This window comes from Vibrio kagoshimensis (assembly GCF_050337535.1).
In the GTDB taxonomy this organism is placed as follows: Bacteria; Pseudomonadota; Gammaproteobacteria; order Enterobacterales; family Vibrionaceae; genus Vibrio; species Vibrio gallaecicus.
The window spans coordinates 138448-155985 of sequence record NZ_JAKJSZ010000011.1 but is presented as its reverse complement, the minus strand read 5'-3'; the positions used below and the strand labels follow the sequence as shown (position 1 = coordinate 155985).

Annotated in this window: 18 protein-coding genes; 4 read left to right on the top strand and 14 right to left on the bottom strand. The window is 40.6% G+C overall.

The genetic code is table 11. The features are described from left to right. Positions 1–55: 55 nt before the first annotated feature. The gene (locus tag L4C37_RS12440; protein ID WP_372266365.1) at positions 56–631 is read left to right on the top strand and encodes a nucleoside triphosphate pyrophosphohydrolase family protein; all 576 of its coding nucleotides are present in this window, start codon (positions 56–58) and stop codon (positions 629–631) included. Between the two features lie 197 nt (positions 632–828). On the opposite strand, the gene btuD is transcribed toward L4C37_RS12440, so the two are convergent. The 9 genes from btuD to L4C37_RS12395 form a co-directional block, all read right to left on the bottom strand. Beyond that, positions 829–1602 (bottom strand): vitamin B12 ABC transporter ATP-binding protein BtuD, encoded by a 774-nt coding sequence (gene btuD, locus L4C37_RS12435; protein WP_429768763.1) that lies wholly within the window; start codon positions 1600–1602, stop codon positions 829–831. After that, a complete protein-coding gene (btuC, locus tag L4C37_RS12430) occupies positions 1589–2584 on the bottom strand; it encodes a vitamin B12 ABC transporter permease BtuC (protein WP_137372710.1) in 996 nt (331 codons plus the stop codon). The genes btuD and btuC overlap by 14 nt, the downstream gene beginning before the upstream one ends. Positions 2585–2762: 178 nt before the next feature. Beyond that, positions 2763–3791: a succinylglutamate desuccinylase gene (locus L4C37_RS12425; protein WP_137372709.1), complete on the bottom strand. Its 1029-nt coding sequence runs from the start codon at positions 3789–3791 to the stop codon at positions 2763–2765. Positions 3792–4027: 236 nt separating this feature from the next. Continuing rightward, positions 4028–5824: a M3 family oligoendopeptidase gene (locus tag L4C37_RS12420; RefSeq protein WP_429768762.1), complete on the bottom strand. Its 1797-nt coding sequence runs from the start codon at positions 5822–5824 to the stop codon at positions 4028–4030. A 147-nt stretch (positions 5825–5971) separates the two neighbouring features. Next, positions 5972–6583: an alpha-ribazole phosphatase family protein gene (cobC, locus tag L4C37_RS12415; protein WP_429768761.1), complete on the bottom strand. Its 612-nt coding sequence runs from the start codon at positions 6581–6583 to the stop codon at positions 5972–5974. A 109-nt stretch (positions 6584–6692) separates the two neighbouring features. Then, on the bottom strand, positions 6693–7235 hold the full coding sequence (gene cobU / locus L4C37_RS12410; RefSeq protein WP_429768760.1) for a bifunctional adenosylcobinamide kinase/adenosylcobinamide-phosphate guanylyltransferase: 543 nt from the start codon (positions 7233–7235) through the stop codon (positions 6693–6695). Between the two features lie 12 nt (positions 7236–7247). Next, positions 7248–8042 (bottom strand): adenosylcobinamide-GDP ribazoletransferase, encoded by a 795-nt coding sequence (locus tag L4C37_RS12405; protein ID WP_273296431.1) that lies wholly within the window; start codon positions 8040–8042, stop codon positions 7248–7250. Further along, positions 8042–9166, bottom strand: coding sequence for a nicotinate-nucleotide--dimethylbenzimidazole phosphoribosyltransferase (gene cobT / locus L4C37_RS12400; protein ID WP_429768759.1), 1125 nt, complete (start codon positions 9164–9166; stop codon positions 8042–8044). Before cobT ends, L4C37_RS12405 begins: the two co-directional genes overlap by 1 nt. Before the next feature lie 52 nt (positions 9167–9218). Next, positions 9219–9830 carry a flavin reductase family protein gene (locus tag L4C37_RS12395; RefSeq protein ID WP_429768758.1) on the bottom strand — a complete coding sequence of 204 codons (612 nt, stop codon included), beginning with the start codon at positions 9828–9830 and terminating at the stop codon, positions 9219–9221. A 238-nt stretch (positions 9831–10068) separates the two neighbouring features. Here L4C37_RS12395 and L4C37_RS12390 point away from each other — a divergent pair, with 238 nt between their 5' ends. Both L4C37_RS12390 and L4C37_RS12385 read left to right on the top strand, forming a co-directional pair. Beyond that, positions 10069–10767 (top strand): NAD-dependent epimerase/dehydratase family protein, encoded by a 699-nt coding sequence (locus L4C37_RS12390; RefSeq protein WP_273296436.1) that lies wholly within the window; start codon positions 10069–10071, stop codon positions 10765–10767. Between the two features lie 184 nt (positions 10768–10951). Beyond that, positions 10952–12325, top strand: coding sequence for an L-cystine transporter (locus tag L4C37_RS12385; RefSeq protein WP_429768757.1), 1374 nt, complete (start codon positions 10952–10954; stop codon positions 12323–12325). Between the two features lie 182 nt (positions 12326–12507). Here the strand turns inward: L4C37_RS12385 and L4C37_RS12380 are convergent, their stop codons facing one another. Next, on the bottom strand, positions 12508–12900 hold the full coding sequence (locus L4C37_RS12380; protein WP_429768755.1) for a GlcG/HbpS family heme-binding protein: 393 nt from the start codon (positions 12898–12900) through the stop codon (positions 12508–12510). A gap of 49 nt (positions 12901–12949) precedes the next feature. Next, positions 12950–13942 (bottom strand): aldo/keto reductase, encoded by a 993-nt coding sequence (locus L4C37_RS12375; RefSeq protein WP_429768754.1) that lies wholly within the window; start codon positions 13940–13942, stop codon positions 12950–12952. 166 nt (positions 13943–14108) lie between these two features. Here L4C37_RS12375 and L4C37_RS12370 point away from each other — a divergent pair, with 166 nt between their 5' ends. Beyond that, on the top strand, positions 14109–14990 hold the full coding sequence (locus L4C37_RS12370) for a LysR family transcriptional regulator (RefSeq protein WP_137372698.1): 882 nt from the start codon (positions 14109–14111) through the stop codon (positions 14988–14990). Positions 14991–15188: 198 nt separating this feature from the next. Here the strand turns inward: L4C37_RS12370 and L4C37_RS12365 are convergent, their stop codons facing one another. The 3 genes from L4C37_RS12365 to L4C37_RS12355 are packed head-to-tail and all read right to left on the bottom strand — an operon-like array spanning position 15189 to position 17318. Continuing rightward, positions 15189–15707, bottom strand: coding sequence for a DUF2058 domain-containing protein (locus tag L4C37_RS12365; protein WP_137372697.1), 519 nt, complete (start codon positions 15705–15707; stop codon positions 15189–15191). 35 nt (positions 15708–15742) lie between these two features. Further along, positions 15743–16855 (bottom strand): GGDEF domain-containing protein, encoded by a 1113-nt coding sequence (locus L4C37_RS12360; protein WP_273293420.1) that lies wholly within the window; start codon positions 16853–16855, stop codon positions 15743–15745. Continuing rightward, entirely contained in the window at positions 16845–17318 is a 474-nt protein-coding gene (locus L4C37_RS12355; RefSeq protein ID WP_137372695.1) for a putative pterin-binding protein, read from the bottom strand. The genes L4C37_RS12360 and L4C37_RS12355 overlap by 11 nt, the downstream gene beginning before the upstream one ends. Positions 17319–17538 lie beyond the last annotated feature (220 nt).

Below are 17538 nucleotides of genomic sequence, written 5' to 3'. Positions count from 1 at the left end.
ACCAAGATATCAGCTTTGATAAAATGTCAGTTACCAAAATAAAATGGATAGGATTATGACCCTTTCTCAACTGAGCCAAGAAATCTACAGCCACCTTTATAGCGATATAGAAGAGTTTCGTAGCACTTTTGATTTACCTGTTGCCGCGCCTCAAACCTTAGATGATAAAGCCGACACTCTACACACTTCCCTTGCTATTGAAGAACTGACAGAGCTTGCTGAAGCCGATTGTAAAATGGAACAGGCTGACGCTATTGTAGATAGTGTTTACGTGTTAATGGGCCGTCTTGTTCATCTGGGTCAGAAAAACATTGAAGACAATATTGCCATTAGCTACCTCATTGATCTTCTATTGAACGTGGCTAAAAACCGCAATATTGATTTCATTCCTTGTTGGGATGAAGTGCACTCAAGCAACATGAGCAAAGTCTGCCGTAACCAAGAAGAGTTTGCCGATACTGAAGCTTTTTACGCGAAGCAGAACATTAAGCTGATGGCTGTCCAAAAAGGCGATTACATTATTGCTAAATGTGCAGAAGACTTCGTGTCTGAAGGAAAAACTATCCGCCAAGGTAAAGTATTAAAGTCAGTTTACTACCGCCCTGCGGACCTAAAGGCTTTAACTGTTTAACTGTTTAACTGTTTAACTGCGGAATAGTTCAAAGTTAAACTGCCGACACAAAGTTGGAAAACACAAACAGCAAATACAAAAATGCCACGCCACTAACCAATAGGTTAAATAGCGTGGCATTTTTATTTCCGGGACACCTAACTAAGCGTGTATTTTGGATAAGTTTTGTTCAACAAAAATACCAAAAGTAAAAAAGCTTACCCAAATAGTAGGTAATCTTGCTTATCTACTGTGACACTTTTCACTTCCGTCTTAAACACTGAAGCGAGTTGCTTTGGAGTCATGACTTCTTTAGCACTACCCAGCGCTTGTAACACCCCATTATCAAGCAGCAATACCTGATCTGCATGTCTTAATGTCCGGTTCAGATCATGATTCGCCATAATGACTGCAATGCCCTGCTCTGCCACTCTTTGAATTAATTTATAGAGCAATGCTTCTTGAGCTATATCTAATGGAGCGGCAGGCTCATCCAAAATCAGTAGATTTGAATATGGGTTTAAGGTCGGCCAAATTTGTAAGCACATGCCTGCCAGCCTGATTCTTTGCCACTCACCGCCAGACAATGCTTGAATTGAACGGTGTAATTTGTCGCTAATTTCAAGCATATGACAAATTTCATCAATCGCTTGTGTCACGGCTTTCACTTGTACTTCATTATTTGTATCAGAAGAAGTACTCGGCAATGACAGCGCTAAAAACTGGAAGACTTCAAGATTAAAAGCAGGTCTGGCACTTTGGCTAAGATAAGAGCGGTATAACGCTAAGTCATTTAGTGTCACATCGGCTAATAGACGTTCGCCAAGCCAAACTTCACCTTTATAACTGTCACTGATCCCCGATAAAGCCGTAAGTAACGTACTTTTTCCACTGCCATTAGGACCAATAACATGCGTAACCTGCCCTTTTTTAAGCTCAAATGACAGAGGCAGTAAACGAGAATCAACCTGTAAACTCTTAATTCGAATCATGGTTTTTTATCAACATCCAAATAAAGATTGGGGCGCCAATACTGGTCGTCATCACACCTAAAGGTAACTCAGCAGAATCTAACAGTGTACGGGCACAAATATCGGCAAACACCAGCAGCGCAGCACCAGCAACAGCAGAAAGAGGCAGTAAAAACCGATTATCGGTGCCAATAGCTAACCGCAATAAATGAGGTACCACTAAGCCTACAAAGCTAATCACACCACCTAGAGCCACAGCACAACCTACTAAAATCGAGACAGCGACAATTAAACGCCAACGTAGCGAATCTACATTTATACCAAGCTGAGCAGCGTGAGTTTCACCTATCATCAATTTATCGAGCTTACTGCCCTGTAAGCATAACCAAATGATAACTGGAACCATAACAAGAGTTAATGAGTGCTGATACCAAGTGACGCCACCTAAACTACCCATTAACCAATACATTAATAAACGTAAGCTCAGATCATCACTAAAATAGAATGCCCACGTCACCATTGCCCCGGACAATATACCCAGAGCCACACCTACCAGCAGGAGTTTAGTCGTGGTTAAGCGCATCATTTTGACCATACTGACCAAAATAATAGTAAAACAGAGTGAACCTACAATGGCCGCTATCATGAATAATTCAGGTGTGGGAGCAAACGGGAGGAAAAATAAAACAACGACCATCGCCAGGCTGGCACCACCTGATATACCCAGCACACCAGGCTCAGCCAATACATTACCTAACAGCACCTGAAGGCTTGCGCCTGAAACAGCCAGCGCTGAACCAATCGCTATCGCAGCGAGTAAGCGAGGAAGTCTTAGATCGACAAGTAATTTTTCTTGAAGTGGAGATAGGGACTCTAGGGGAGAGATGAACAAGTCGCCTACCATTAAATATATACTACTCAGTATGACGAGCAATGCGACCATGGCGTAAATGGCACGTTTCCATCTGGTCTGTTTTTGAAGAATGAGTTGTTGGAAATCCATATCACGCTACTTTATCAATGTTCGCGTAACCTTACCTTTATCCCAAAACAAACTCAAGGTTCACAGCAAGCCATGAACCTTGATATTTCAAACGGTTGAGCGGTATTTATACCCTTCCGTATGTATAACCTTCGCTGTGATAATTAGATTAATCGTAAACTAAAAATCTTCTAACCCATTAATCGTACACTAATTGGTCATGCTCAAAACGAGTTTCAACTTCACACACCATTAAAGCAGCACGTTGACCAATCGCAACCTTACGATTAGGGAACACTACTGCTTCGTTTTCATTTTTTGCCATTAAGGGCTTATCCCCATCATGACCGAAAACTTCGCCGTGCTTAAAGCTCGTAAAGTTTTCGACATCATCAGTGAACATGAAATCAAAGTCATCGTGTAAACGAACAATCGTGCGACTTACGCGGTAAGTAATCGTACGTTTAGGTAAATGCTCTGGTTCAATTTCAGAAACAAGGTTTCTCATTGCTAAATCAAACGCAGTTAACTTATCTAACTGGTTTTCACCAATACGAGCAACTTGCCCTAGTTCCATCGTTAGTGCCTGAGCTGCAAAGTTTTCAGCACTGTACCAACTAAAAGTACTTGATGGCGAGTTAGAAAGTAAAATCGCTTCTACGTGCGCACTGTTGATAAATTCAACTAATGCTTTGCTACGAACGGCATGCCTAACTTTCGGACTGACAGCAAACGAATAATGTTTAGACAAACGAATGGCACAATGTAGATCTAAATGCCAACGAGTCTCTATTTGTGTTCCTTCGTAGAAATCCGTTACAGATTTTTTAAGCCACTTGGCGATCTCAACTTCACGGTTAGACTCTCGCTCTTTTTCATCGAATAAACGATTTAGGTTTACGTCTAAAAAGCGAGTATGTGCATTCGTTGCTTCTGGGTGAGCAATGATAAATAGACAACGAGCTTCTACCGTTTGAAAACCCGTTTCAATATCTTCGATCAACTTGTCAACCAGTTCCATTGGCGAAGTCTCATCACCATGTACACCGCAAGAGAAGATTATATTTTTACTTTGATCGCTATAATCAGCAGGGATCACTTCAAGTACACCGCGTTGGTGGAGCTTAAGTTCTACACCATTTGATAAAACGGTGCGTCCTGCCGGCATTTCCTGTTCAAGATCTAGGCTGTCAAAAAGAAATGATTGGCGAAAGAGAGATTTCGTCATGCGCTACTCCTTAATTGCACGGCCGTATGTTAATAAATTGTGCATACAAATATTGTTGCTAGGATCGCACTTATCAACAGAAATTAAATTATCACTCACAAAAACCCATCCTTTGAACGAATATTGAGCAGATAGATATTGCAGTAACTCATTCTGTTAACTCGTTGAGTTTTCATATAAATAAGAGCTACGTAACCTAACATAGCTCCCGGTATAGATGAACCGACTGAGATCAATTAATCGGGTTGGTTGAGCAGGCTTTCGAATTCATCGATTTGATTTTTAACCATATCGATACTCTGTTGCCAAAAATCACCTTGAGTAAGGTCCATTCCTAAGTGCTTTTCTACGACTTCTTCTGCCATCATGCTGCCAGTATCACGAAGTAGCGACACATAATCCCCATAGAACTGCTCTCCTTTCGCTTCTCTTTGCGCATATACACCTTTACTAAATAAGTAGCCAAATAAGTATGGGTAGTTATAAAAACTCACGCCTGAGATACTGAAGTGAAGTTTGCTTGCCCAGAAGTATGTATCAGCTTCTGTCATTGCTTCGCCGTACCAATCTTTCCACGTTGTTTCCATCAAAGAACAAAGCTGTTCTGCGGTAAGCTCACCCTTTTCACGCTGTTCGTAGAAGGCTTTTTCAAATTCAAATCGTACCGGAATATTCACCATTAACGCTAATGAAGAAGAAAGCTCTTCCCACAACATTTCTAGTTTTTCATTTTTTGTTTTCGCCTGCTTTAGCAAGTAATCACGCACAATATTTTCCGCAAAGATTGACGCTGTTTCCGCAAGTGTCATTGGGTATCGTGTTTGGCAAAGTGGCATATCACGCATAACCCAGTTATGGAAAGCATGACCCAATTCATGAGCTAATGTCATCAAATCAGAGCGGCTACCACTCCAGGTCATGAAGACTAAAGGTGTGCGGGTCGCGGCAAATTTAGTGCAATATGCGCCTAAGCGTTTGTTCGAAGCTGGTGCAGCTTCAACCCAACCGTTATCTACCATGAGTTGTACGAATTGCGCCATTTCTTCATCGACTTCCGCAAAAGCTGTTTTGATTAGCTCAATGGCTTCCTCAAATGGGTAAACTTTGGCTTCTGAGTCCCCTAATGGCGGCATTGCCGCTAAGTGATTCCACGGTTTCATTTCATTTAGACCGTGTACTTGTGCCATTAGCTTTCCGGCTTTTTGCCCCACACCTCGGTTTGCCTTGGCAACTGTCATCATGCTATCTAGCGTCTCAGGGACGATACGGCTGCCATGCAAGCTTGGCGCTAAAAAGTGAACGTCTTTTACATTTGAACGTTTTTTATTTTCCGTTAGTCTCCAACCAGCTAAAGCATTCAAGATTGAGGCAAAAGATTCTTGATGCGTTTGCATCGCACCTTGTATTGCTCGCCATGCACTTTCTTGTTTATCAAATTCACTGCCATATAGAAGGCTGGCAGCTTGTGAAAAACCAAGCACTTCGTCTTCTCCATCCAATTTCAGTGACAGTTTTAGCGAACCGGTTAAGTTATTGTATAAACGTCCCCAAGCATCACGACCATCTACTTCCATAGCGGACAATAGTTGCTCTTCAACAACACTTAATCGGCTATCCGCTAATTTACGGCTGCTTTCAATTAAGAATGACTGCCCCGCTACATCTGGGCTTTCGTGGTCCAATACATCGCTAATAAATTCTGGCTGAGCGTGAATTAACGTGTCCTCGTATGGACTGAAAGCTTGAGACATTTCTGAATTCAATTTAGCAACACGACCGAGCAAAGCTTTAGCTTCAGTATGAGTCGCGTCTACCGATGCGTAACAATTAGCAAATGTGTTAATGGTGCTTAGCAATGTGCCTGCCGCTTCTGAAGTTTGAATGGCATTTTGCATTGCGATAACCGTATCTCGCTTGTCGACATGCAGGTACATAAGCTCTATGCATTGCTGAATCAGTTCAATATCTTGTTCAATTTTTGCATCGTCTAAATCACGATAAGCGATCGTTAAGTCCCAACTAGGAGCTGTCATTTGATAATTCCTTTTTACCGTTGTAGTTATATTAACAACGTTTAATCTGTGCTAATAACGTTCAACCGAGACTATGTTTTAATCAAAATGAGATTCAATCAAAAACACACCCCATCGCAATGAAAGTATGCGAAACGAGCTAAACGCCTAAAGAAGCGCTAAACCAATAGATTTCACGCTAATAAAATCTTGGTCTGCGTGAGTAATTTTAATATGAGTTATCGATGCATTAGCAATCGATAAATTTGAATACCAACTGGGGTTTGTCCAATCAATATTCAGAGCATGAGCCAATAGAACTCGAATGACGCCACCATGCGTAACGAGTAATATATTGTCACCTGAGCTTTCTAAAACGTGCGACCAACCACTAAGAACCCGTTCTCTGAATGAGTGTAAACTTTCCGCACCAGATAGCGCATGGTTTGCCGGATCTTGCCAAAACTGTTCTAGTTCATTCCATTGCTGAGTTAAATCATCAAAAGGAACACCATCAACATCACCAAAGTTCATTTCTTGAAATCTAGGGTCGCTGGACATGCCAACATTTAAGTCTTTCGAATACAGAGTCGCGACATCGTAGCAACGCTTTAGTGGCGAAGTAATAACTTGATCAAACTCGACAGGATAAGCCTGTAATGCCTGTTTGATTTGTTGTTGCGTTTCAGTAGTAACAAGCACGTCGGTGGAACCATTCAATGCAGGTTTCCCTTTCACCTTACCGTGCCTTACTAAATAAATATTCTTCGTCTTCAACATTCTGTCTTATTTTTTGACCTTGCTCAGCTGTATTTTTCCATCACGACTACTGCCTAACTGATGGTTTCTCTTTAGTAATTTAAAGCCAATAACGCCAAATTAATTAATTTCAAGACTTTAACTTCATCGGTAAACCAGCGGCAATAAAAGTGACATTAGCGACGACTCTTGCAAGTGCTTGGTTCATTCTACCTGCATTATCAACAAACAAACGTGAGACCTTTCCCATTGGCACAATGCCTAGACCGACTTCATTTGAAACCATTATAAATTGAGCATTGGATTGGTTCACGCTTGAAACAAGGCGTTCAATTTCTAATTCAACTTGTTCATTCGTTGCTTCTTCACCTAAGTTATATATGACATTGTTCAGCCACAGTGTTAAGCAGTCCACCAGCACAATATCATTATGGTCAAATCCACTGAACAAGGTATCTAAAGCACTCGATTCTTCATGCTCAATCCAACGTTCATTTCGTCGTTGTTGATGGTGTGCTATTCGCTCCTTCATTTCTTCATCAAAGCAAATAGCCGTCGCAACATAGTTAAGCCTCAGGTCATTTGAACTGTTTGCAAGTTCAATCGCTTGTTGCTCCGCAAAGCCTGACTTTCCAGAACGGGCTCCACCAAGAATAAGATGATGGTTGTTCATTTTTGAATCCATTTAGTTAAACATCGCAATGAAAAAGAGATAGATCAATAACTCCATCAACTGCTGCCCAGCGCCTAAACAATCACCAGTAAAGCCACCTAAACGTGCTAACAACCATTTTTTGAAGAAGAATCGAAAGATAAAAGCTAAAACTAGGAGAGCTAAAGCAATCTCAAGACCAAACCAAAGTGCAGGAAAAACTCCAATAACCATTAGAAACACTAATTCGCCCAGCGTCTGCTTACTTGCCAATGGCTTACTCTTACTTGTATCTAAATCACTTACATAAGGCATATCATAAATTAGAGATGCAGCAACTGCTCTGCTAAGACCGTAGCTGACAACCAAAATGCCGAAAAGAGATGTAACGGAGGATAACTCATTGAGAAGCAGCCACTTACCTAGCAACGCCATAACAAGAGCAGATGCGCCATATGTACCAATTCGGCTATCTTTCATTATGGTTAAACGGCGCTCTAGCGTCATGCCGCCACCAACACCATCAGCCATATCGGTTAGACCATCTTCATGAAATGCGCCTGTGAGCATCAAACTAAAAGCCATAGTGAGAAAAATACTGACAGTTGCAGGGAATACCAGTTCAAGCAATACATAACTTATCCCGCATAATGCACCAAGTAATAAGCCAACCAGAGAAAAATATCGACCCGCACGGTTCATTCTTTCTTCTGAATATGGTGTGCTCGCTGGGATAGGAATTCGTGAAAAGAAGCTTAGCGCCAGAGCAAACAACTCCCATTGGTATTTAATGCGCTGCGTTAATGTAAGCGTATTCTCTTCGGCCATTAAACAGTCACTCCAGCACTTTCAAAACTCGCCATATGATTATAAAACTGAGCGGAAGCTTTAATGATTGGTAGTGCCAATGCCGCGCCAGTCCCTTCACCAAGGCGTAGCCCAAGATCCAGTAGTGGTTCAGCATTCAATTTATGTAAAACAATTTTATGACCAGACTCTTCTGAACGATGTGCAAATATCATGTATTCACGTGCATTAGGCTCAATAAGTGTTGCCACATAAGCTGCGACAGAAACAATAAAGCCATCAACTAAGACTGGTGTTTTATGTTGATATGCAGAAAGAAAAGCTCCCACCATTTGTACTATTTCGAAGCCACCAACCTCAGCTAACACCTTATGTGGGCACAAGTTTTGTGGCGATAAGTTATGCGAAGTCAGCACACTTTTATGAGATAAGTCACTTTGCTCAGACAATTCCACGCAACGTGCAACGCCTTTTGATACTAACTGAGTTTTAAGTGCTAGTTGTTCGGAACTGATACCCGTACCTAACCCAACGCAATGTTCAACGTCACAGCCTGTTAAAGCCGCTAGAATTGCCGAAGCACTACTGGTATTTCCGATCCCCATTTCACCAAACATGATCAAGTTAGAACCTTGAGACACTTTTGTAGAAACTATCTGCCCACCTAAAACCAGACCACGTTCAACTTGCTCATCTGCCATTGCCGCTTCTTTAGCAAAATTTGCAGTTCGTCGACCTAGACGTTGAGTTACCAATGTTGGGTTTTCTTTCTGTACAGATGCTTGCTCTACAAGCTCTTGATCTATAGGTAATAGTATTCCGGTATCAACAATGGTTAAATCAATGTCGTTCATCGTACAAAAACAGTTGATCGCGGCTCCACCATTTAAGAAGTTTAGAACCATTTGTTGTGTCACCGCACTGGGTGCAATACTCACGCCTTCATCTGCAATACCATGATCCCCAGCAAAGATAATTAGGCTCGGCTTTCTAATTTCAATGGTTGTAACCGCCTGATCTTTTCCTTGGCTTTGAATCAATGCCAATCGATGTGCGACTTGCTCTAATTGACCCAGCGCCCCTAATGGCTTTGTTTTTTGGTCAATATGATTTTGGATATCTTGCGAGTATTTTGTGTTTAGCATAAAGGTTCTATTAATTGGGGTTCTTAGGCGGTAGTAATGAGTTAATGTACCGTTATTTTGGGCGAGCGACAGAAAACACGTTTGATAAAGTCGCGTATTCACCACCACCTAATCGAGATAATGGATCAAGCGCCAAAGCGTCAACTTTTAACCTTTCACTGTCTTTGTCTAGAATGTCATCAGAGATGTAGACACACTCAACCTGAGCGAAAATTAGGCTCTGAGGCGTGGCACCTAGCTCTTTCACTTCAAACAGGCTACAGCCAAAAGCAATACTGCATTCTTTTAGCCTTGGTAAGTCGAAACCTTCGAAATCGACAAGATCAATACCATTGGTAGAGATCTCTGATTCCCCGTGGTCAAGCGTTGCGGCAGTGGCAGTGACCGCTTCAGAAGAATGAGCAGACGCAATATGAACCACCATTTTCCCTGTTTCTAGCACATTTCGTGTGGTGTCTTTAATTTCATCATTAGGCTTTTTGCCTACAGACAGCATCAGTAATGGTGGATTACTTGAAACAGGCGTGAAATAAGAAAATGGCGCGAGGTTATAATTTTCTGGGGAGGATTCAGTCAGTGCCCATGCAATTGGACGAGGGACAATAGTTTGAGTCATTAGGTGATAAATTTGCGTTGGTGCAAGCGTATCAAATTTGATATTCATAGCGCATCCTTGGTCTATGTTTGATATTCAATAGAAGGTTCTATATACAACTTAATGATTATTAGGTGAACCAAGCTCGAATTAGTTTACTCGCTAAGTCAGTCTCTATCTATTATTAACTAATGATAATTCAATAAAAATAAACACTTAAACATCACAGACTGCTCTATAACAAACCACTACACTAGATAAGCATATTAGGTTCGAATTCACACAGGAAACAAGGTATTTATAATTAATGACTATCTCAGGTGACAACACTTCCGTAATCATTGCAGGAGCTTCAGGATTAATTGGAGGTCATGCGTTAAAGCTATTAGTGATAGAGCCTGCTATATCTCACGTTTACGCGCTGTCGAGATCGTCCCTTTTCGATAGCTCAATCGACCAAAGTAAATTAACTAATATCATTAATGCTGATTTACACATTAACCAGTGGGAAGATACTTTACCTCCGCCAACACTTGGATTGATCTGTTTAGGTACAACATTAAAGCAAGCAGGTTCAAAGGAAGCATTAAGAAAAGTAGATGTGGAGCTTGTCTGCGAAGTGGCACAGACCATGAAATTACTTGGGGTTGAAAGAGTGGCGGTTGTATCTAGTTACGGCGCTTCTACTCAATCTTATTCTCATTACTTACGTTGCAAAGGCAACATGGAGCAGAACTTAATGAGGATGGGATTTAAACAAGTACTATTCATGAGGCCAGGTCCCCTAACCGGTGAAAGAAAACAAAGCCGATCCGATGAGCAGCTTCTTCAAAAGTTAATGCCAATTTTCTCCCCATTCTTACTTGGGAAATTTAAAAACCTTCGCCCTATTGCAGCATACGACGTTGCGCAAGCCATGTTGTTTAAATTATTTGAAATTAATTATCACCCAATTGAAATGTATGACTCGACTGAAATGCTCAATTTACTTTCAAAATATCGTTAATATGTTCAGTTAAACATCAGGTTGGTGAATGCATAATCACTAGCCAAATCAGTTATTCCCATTCGTTCTATTAAATTACTTTTGCTTATTTTACGTTTTGTTACAGGTCGCTATCTTACCTAACAGTATTGCTGACCATATATAACTCAGCTCATTAAAATTAAGTAATTCATAAGGACGTCAAATGTCATTTCCAGCTATCGCGGCGTTAGCGATATTCATTGGTATTCTATTCTTTCTCTACGGACAGCAGAAAAAAGAACACACTCTTTCACGCTTAGTGCTACTTGGTTTAGTTTTTGGTAGCTCGTTTGGTCTAGGCTTGCAGCTGATATTTGGTGAAGGCAGCGCAGTAATAAAAGAAACATTGGATTGGGTGAATGTGGTTGGCCGCGGTTACGTTGGTTTGCTTAAAATGGTCATCATGCCACTTGTACTTGTTTCAATGATTGCTGCGGTAGTTAAACTTGAAAAAGGAGGATCGTTAGGAAAGATTTCAGGTCTTACGATTTCGGTGTTGCTTGCTACAACTGCTATTTCTGCGATTGTTGGCATTATCGTAACACAAGCGTTCGGACTGTCTGCTGAAGGGCTGGTAGAAGGATCACGTGAAACCGCTCGTATTGCTGCGCTTGAAAGCCGCATTGGTAAAGTATCTGACTTAACAATTCCTCAAATGCTGGTTAGCTTTATTCCAACCAACCCATTTGCAGATTTAACAGGCGCTCGCTCTACCTCAATCATTGCGGTTGTTATCTTTGGTGTGCTTACAGGTATTGCTGCACGTAAAGTAATGGCAGAAAAAGAAGAACTTGAATCACCAATTCGCACTTTTGTCGAAGCAGCTCAATCTATCGTAATGCGCTTGGTTAAGATGATCATGGCACTCACGCCCTACGGTATCGCAGCTCTAATGGCTAAGGTTGTAGCAACATCAAGTGCTTCAGATATCTTAAGTTTGCTAGGGTTCATCGTCGCGTCTTACGTAGCTATTCTTCTGATGTTTGTCGTGCACGGTGTATTAGTCTCTTTTGTTGGCGTAAACCCGAAAGAGTACTTCCAAAAAATCTGGCCTGTTTTAACGTTCGCTTTCACATCTCGTAGTTCTGCAGCCACTATTCCACTGAATGTTGAAGCTCAAATTACCAAGCTAAACGTACCACCAGCAATTGCTAACCTTTCTGCTTCATTCGGTGCAACAATTGGTCAGAACGGTTGTGCGGGTATTTACCCTGCAATGCTAGCAGTAATGGTTGCTCCAACTGTGGGCATTGACCCAATGGACATCAACTTCATTCTTTCCCTGATTGCTATTATTACCGTGAGCTCATTTGGTATTGCTGGTGTAGGTGGCGGCGCGACTTTCGCTGCACTTATCGTACTACCTGCTATGGGGCTTCCAGTGACTATTGCGGCACTGCTTATTTCTATCGAGCCACTTATCGATATGGCTCGTACTGCACTTAATGTATCAGGAGCAATGACTGCAGGTACAATCACTAGCCGTATATTAGGTGAGAAAGAGTCTGAAACTAAGCTTGAAGAAGCGAACGCTTAAATACTTACTTCTAATTGGCTAAATTAGATGAGTGATTAAACGATTACTCATCTAATCCATAATAAAAAACCGACGCTATAGACGTCGGTTTTTTATCATTCAGTTTACTCGCATTTCAAATCGCCAAACTGAATACGGATTATTACTTGGGTAATCAGAAAATATTTGGGAATGAGTAAATATTAAAGGCAACGAACAATCACTTCTTTAGCAAGCTCTTCATCCTCTTGCTCACTTAAACCACTGATACCAACCGCTCCAATTATCTGTTCACCCTTTTCAATAGGAATACCACCTTTGAAGCCAGTTATCCTAGAGTCAGTCCAGTAACTCATGTCCTTCCCTGTTTCTTTTGCCCACGCGCCTAGGTTACCACTTGGCTGCCGATCTCTTGCCGATGTATAGGCTTTGTTCTTAGCTAATAGCCCAGCTTGAACACTAACTTCATCCATTTTAGAAAAACTAATCAACTCACCATGAGTATCACAAATACTCACTGCGATTGATTGATTACGACTTCGAGCAAGATCTAATGCTGTATTCACTAAGTGTTGTGCAAGGCTTAAATTCAGCATAAATAATTCCTATTTCAATGAACTTTCTTCGATGAACTTTCAAACATCGCTATGGCAACGCTTGCCCGCGAGAATACACGTAAAGGTTGTACCATTCTTCTCGGCTTAACCTCACATCGGTAGCCCGTGAAGAGGCTTTGATCCTATCTAAATTGGTAGTACCGATTATTGGCTGGATATTCGCTGGGTGCCTTAGTAAAAATGCCAACACAATAGCTTCACTTGTTACGCCATATTGATCAGCAAGCTGCGTTACATAATAAGCCGTTTTACGTATATTTTCGTGTTCAGAATGATGACCTAACTCTGAAAAACGACCTTGACCCAAGCACCCCCACGCCTGCAATTGAACACCATTCATACGGCAATGCTCAATAGTTCCAGCAGGGAAGTCAGATTGGTAGTAGCCCTCGGTATTCACCATCACGCCTTCATTTAACCAGTCTAATTTAGCTAAGCTCATCTCCATCTGATTAGCGACAATGGGTAGCTCAAGTGCTGATTGAAGAAACTGAATTTGATGACTATTCATGTTCGACACACCGAAAAAGTCGACCTTTCCTTGCTTATGGATTGAATGAAGTGCTTCTACGAGCTCTTCTAAATTCATCAGAGGATCTGGTCTGTGCAACAAAAGTACATCTAACTTCTCAGTATTTAAACGCTGCAAAATGCTATCAACTGACTGACTCACCCAATCTGAAGAAAAATCATAACGACCCACGTTGTCCTCTCCTTGAAAACGGATGCCGCATTTAGATTGGATAAACATGTTGTCACGTAACGAAGGGCTCTGTTTTAGAACAGATCCAAATGCTTGTTCAGCTTTGGTGAATGTATAAATATCAGCGTGATCAAACACGTTGATCCCCGACTCTAATGCCAGTTCAATAATGTCATTAGCTTGCTTAACATCCTCTTTAGAGGTTGAGTTTGAATTCCAACCGCCACCTAAACCCATACACCCATAGGCAATAGTGCTAACGTTTGGAAGATAGTTCGACAATGGAATCGCTTGGCTTGAAGTGGATTTTTTACTCATAATCGTTTCTCATTCGTAAAGATATCCTCACATCATATTGTTCTTTATAAGAAACTAAATAGGCTATTTCCGAATTAATTGTTCGCTATAATGAACAAACAAGATATTGGTCAGCCATGGCTGCTATCCAAATTTCGCAGCATTTCAGGGGAAAGGTGAAAACAAGATGAATGAACACAAGCGCATAGAACGCTTAATGCTTTTTGTCGAACTTGCTCAACAGCTTAATTTCACTAAGGCAGCTCAAACATTAGGAATATCAAAAAGCTATTTATCAGAGCAAGTAAAAAGGCTTGAAGCTGAATTAAAATGCCCATTACTGGTTCGCACAACTCGCAGTGTTCGCCTGACTCAAGAAGGCGAGCGAGTGCTTGCGCAGGGGCTAACAATTCGCAGCCAAGTGCTAGACCTAGAACGGAGTGTGTCTGATGAGCATGAAAAAGTCAGTGGCTTGCTTAGGCTTACCGCAACTAAAATGTTCGCTGAAGTTTTTCTGTTTGATATTTGTCAGCGTTTTAAGAAGATCTATCCTGACATTTGTTTTGAGATCAACTCTAGCTATACAACATTCAACCTAAATCAAGACGGTATTGATATCGCTTTCAGAGCTACTAATACTCCACCAGAGAACATGGTGGCAACCAAACTTATCTCATACCAGCATGACTTAGTAGCATCACCGGCATACCTAGAAGAGTTTGGGAGACCGAATCAAGTCTCTGATCTTCACAACCACCAATGCTTAGCAACTTTACATCAAAGGTTATGGCCACTTTTATCGGAAGATATTACCGTATCTGGCTGGGTATCGAGCAACGAAAACCATTTGCTGAAACAGCAAGCCCTAGCTGGGAATGGCATTCTTCGTATTGCGAGTTATTACGTAGAAAAAGAGGTAATGAATGGAGAATTGGAACTAGTTCTTGCCGATGAATGTATTGAAATGAATAACAGTGTGTATTTATTCCACCCGCAGATGATTTACCCAGCGCAAAAGCATAAAGTGTTCATTCAATTTGTTCGAGACTACTTTAAAGACCGCTCGTAACACTGATGAATTAAGACATGCTATATCAATCATTTAGTCAATTCATTGCTTGTCTAGATACAAAAATGCAGCGGCTACTTTATCAATAGCCGCTGCATTTTTAATAAGAATATTTTAAGTTATCAGCATAGCCCTAAGATGTTTAAGAAAAGCTCTTATGCACGCCTTTACTGTCTTAAAACTTTCTAATGAAAGGCATTACCACATTAGATCGTCTGGGATTACGAAATCTTTATATGGATCATCTTCGTCTAAGACTTCTTCCGTTATCTGAGTATCAATTATTGATTCTTCATCACGCATCGCGATTTTGTTTGCAACACCTGTAGGGATAACGGCATAACCCTCACCTTCGCGAGCAATGCTTAAAATACCACTGCTCAGTTGCTTACGAGTCAACTCTTCAACATAAAGGTATTTTACGATAGTACCATCTGTGAAGTTATATTTGATCTCACCGCTCTTAAGATCCAACTTATTAAGTTCGATCAGTTGTTTCACCTGAGCTTTAATTTCTTTACTCAACTGCTTGTCTTTTAGCTGTTGATTTAACTCTTTATCTTTCGCTTGCTGCGTCAATTTTGTTTCTTCAGCTGCAGCTTTTGCTTCTCTTGCTTGTACTCGAGACTTTTTAGAGCCTTTCTTTGCTTTCTTTAATTTTTTTTCATTTACTAAGCCAGCTTTTAGCATTTGCTCTTGTAATGTTAACTTTGCCATGACCTTCCCAACTCAGGATTTAAAAAACTGCCGTATCATACCTGTTTTTTTCGCTTCTGTTTATCCTGCTTATTAGAAAACTTCATCTCATACATCTTCATATCCGCAATACCCAAAAGGTCATCCACCTCTTCGGCATCGTCTGGGTAATGCGATACCCCAACACTGACTGCGAGCTGGCTATATTTGAAGTAGTTATTACCTTGTGAAGGATAACGCACATAATTAACCACGCTGCCTTCCAAAGTTGGGTTACTAAAAGTTTGAACAATTGCGAACTCATCCCCTCCAATCCGATAAGCTTCACAATTTGGAACTGTAATACCATTTAAGTACTTTGCGAAAGCCACAAGCACTCTGTCCCCTTCTTGATGCCCAAATTGGTCGTTTATAGCTTTGAAGCCATCCATATCTAGCAGATAAACTGTAAAGTTTTTTTGATCCTGTTTAAGCTTACCTATGGCTTCAAACAGAGCAAGTCGATTACCTAATGAAGTAAGCGAGTCAGACATTGCAATATATTTATGGTGCCTAGCTTCCAAATAGAAAGTGCCACTAATCAAACAAATACAAAAGACAAAGCCAATTAGAAAAACCCACTGTAACGATTCAAGTCTATTAGCTTTCCTCTGTTGCTCTTGATACAACGGGCTTGCGACTCTAAAGTTTCGGTTCACAAAGTCGATCATATTTACATAAAGGTCATTGACCGCTTCGTTGAATAACTTCCCTTTTTCCAAGTCGGTATCTGACACTCCATGCAGCATAGGCTCCAGTGCTTTGTAATCTTCAAATAAACTCGTAAAGAAAGACTTCGTGTGGTTATTGGAAAGGAAATTATCAGCTTCACGACTCTCTAGCACTAAATCGAACCGGCTCCAGGCTAAATCATATTTCAACCATACAAACTTCATATGCTCATCACCGTCTCCAATATGGTTCGATTCAGCCACAAGTTCAGATAACTCTTTCGTCAATTGAAAAAGAAACCATGTAGCTTGGTTTTGGTGATCGGAATACGACTTTGCAAGCTGACGTGTTTCCTTCATTAAAGAGATATTAGCAAGTAGCAATACACATGAAATGGTAAGCAACATAACTTTTGCTATACGTAAGAAAGGTTGAATTATTTTAAAATTATTCGTCATCGCCTATCAGTTCAATTTTCTCTATCTGCCATACCATTTGAGAATGGTAAGCAGGAGTGTCTAATTCAGGATACTGATTCAACGAATAAATCAGCCAGTACGGCCCTTTATACCTAACAGGCATTAAGTTTCCATCTTTCAGAAAAGCAATTATCGGATGATACTGTTCAATATCAGATTTCAGCACATCAACTGAATAGTCATTCAAACCTCGTACGGTCATGACTTCAGGAAGCTCAACATCCAGTTCATCGAACAAATCAGACACGGAAACACCCGTAAATTTGGATTCACCGTTGAGCCAAGGTAAGTCAGTTGTAAAAGATGTATTGGGCATTTTTTGAAGATCTTTAATCTCCAAAATAATCGGGGGCTGCTGATTGTTTTTCCAAATAATTTGCATAGGCTCAGCCTGAGCAATTGGAAATAGTGCTAAAGCAAATATAAAAACCAACAATTTCATCTAAAAGTCCTTAATTTTTTGCTTCATCTAATAACAATAGTATAAATAAAAATGTTAGTTTCGTTAATTAAATGCATAAGACAACTGTATTACTGAGCCTAAACATTGATCTAGCTTTAACTTTAAAAGTAGAAATCAGCAAAGTTTCTCAAATTTATGCTTTGTCATCCACATCAAAAGTTTTATTTTATTCAGTTACTTGTTAAGTTCTATTTATTGA

Bases quoted from the DNA above. Each gene is read 5' to 3' on its own strand.
- L4C37_RS12365 (WP_137372697.1), bottom strand. From the start codon at position 15,707: ATGGCAAAGTTAACATTACAAGAGCAAATGCTAAAAGCTGGCTTAGTA.
- L4C37_RS12440 (WP_372266365.1), top strand. From the start codon at position 56: ATGACCCTTTCTCAACTGAGCCAAGAAATCTACAGCCACCTTTATAGC.
- L4C37_RS12385 (WP_429768757.1), top strand. From the start codon at position 10,952: ATGTCATTTCCAGCTATCGCGGCGTTAGCGATATTCATTGGTATTCTA.
- cobT (WP_429768759.1), bottom strand. From the start codon at position 9,166: ATGCTAAACACAAAATACTCGCAAGATATCCAAAATCATATTGACCAA.
- L4C37_RS12405 (WP_273296431.1), bottom strand. From the start codon at position 8,042: ATGGCCGAAGAGAATACGCTTACATTAACGCAGCGCATTAAATACCAA.
- L4C37_RS12360 (WP_273293420.1), bottom strand. From the start codon at position 16,855: ATGACGAATAATTTTAAAATAATTCAACCTTTCTTACGTATAGCAAAA.
- L4C37_RS12380 (WP_429768755.1), bottom strand. From the start codon at position 12,900: ATGCTGAATTTAAGCCTTGCACAACACTTAGTGAATACAGCATTAGAT.
- cobU (WP_429768760.1), bottom strand. From the start codon at position 7,235: ATGAACAACCATCATCTTATTCTTGGTGGAGCCCGTTCTGGAAAGTCA.
- L4C37_RS12375 (WP_429768754.1), bottom strand. From the start codon at position 13,942: ATGAGTAAAAAATCCACTTCAAGCCAAGCGATTCCATTGTCGAACTAT.
- cobC (WP_429768761.1), bottom strand. From the start codon at position 6,583: ATGTTGAAGACGAAGAATATTTATTTAGTAAGGCACGGTAAGGTGAAA.
- L4C37_RS12355 (WP_137372695.1), bottom strand. From the start codon at position 17,318: ATGAAATTGTTGGTTTTTATATTTGCTTTAGCACTATTTCCAATTGCT.
- L4C37_RS12390 (WP_273296436.1), top strand. From the start codon at position 10,069: ATGACTATCTCAGGTGACAACACTTCCGTAATCATTGCAGGAGCTTCA.
- L4C37_RS12370 (WP_137372698.1), top strand. From the start codon at position 14,109: ATGAATGAACACAAGCGCATAGAACGCTTAATGCTTTTTGTCGAACTT.
- L4C37_RS12420 (WP_429768762.1), bottom strand. From the start codon at position 5,824: ATGACAGCTCCTAGTTGGGACTTAACGATCGCTTATCGTGATTTAGAC.
- btuC (WP_137372710.1), bottom strand. From the start codon at position 2,584: ATGGATTTCCAACAACTCATTCTTCAAAAACAGACCAGATGGAAACGT.
- L4C37_RS12425 (WP_137372709.1), bottom strand. From the start codon at position 3,791: ATGACGAAATCTCTCTTTCGCCAATCATTTCTTTTTGACAGCCTAGAT.
- L4C37_RS12395 (WP_429768758.1), bottom strand. From the start codon at position 9,830: ATGAATATCAAATTTGATACGCTTGCACCAACGCAAATTTATCACCTA.
- btuD (WP_429768763.1), bottom strand. From the start codon at position 1,602: ATGATTCGAATTAAGAGTTTACAGGTTGATTCTCGTTTACTGCCTCTG.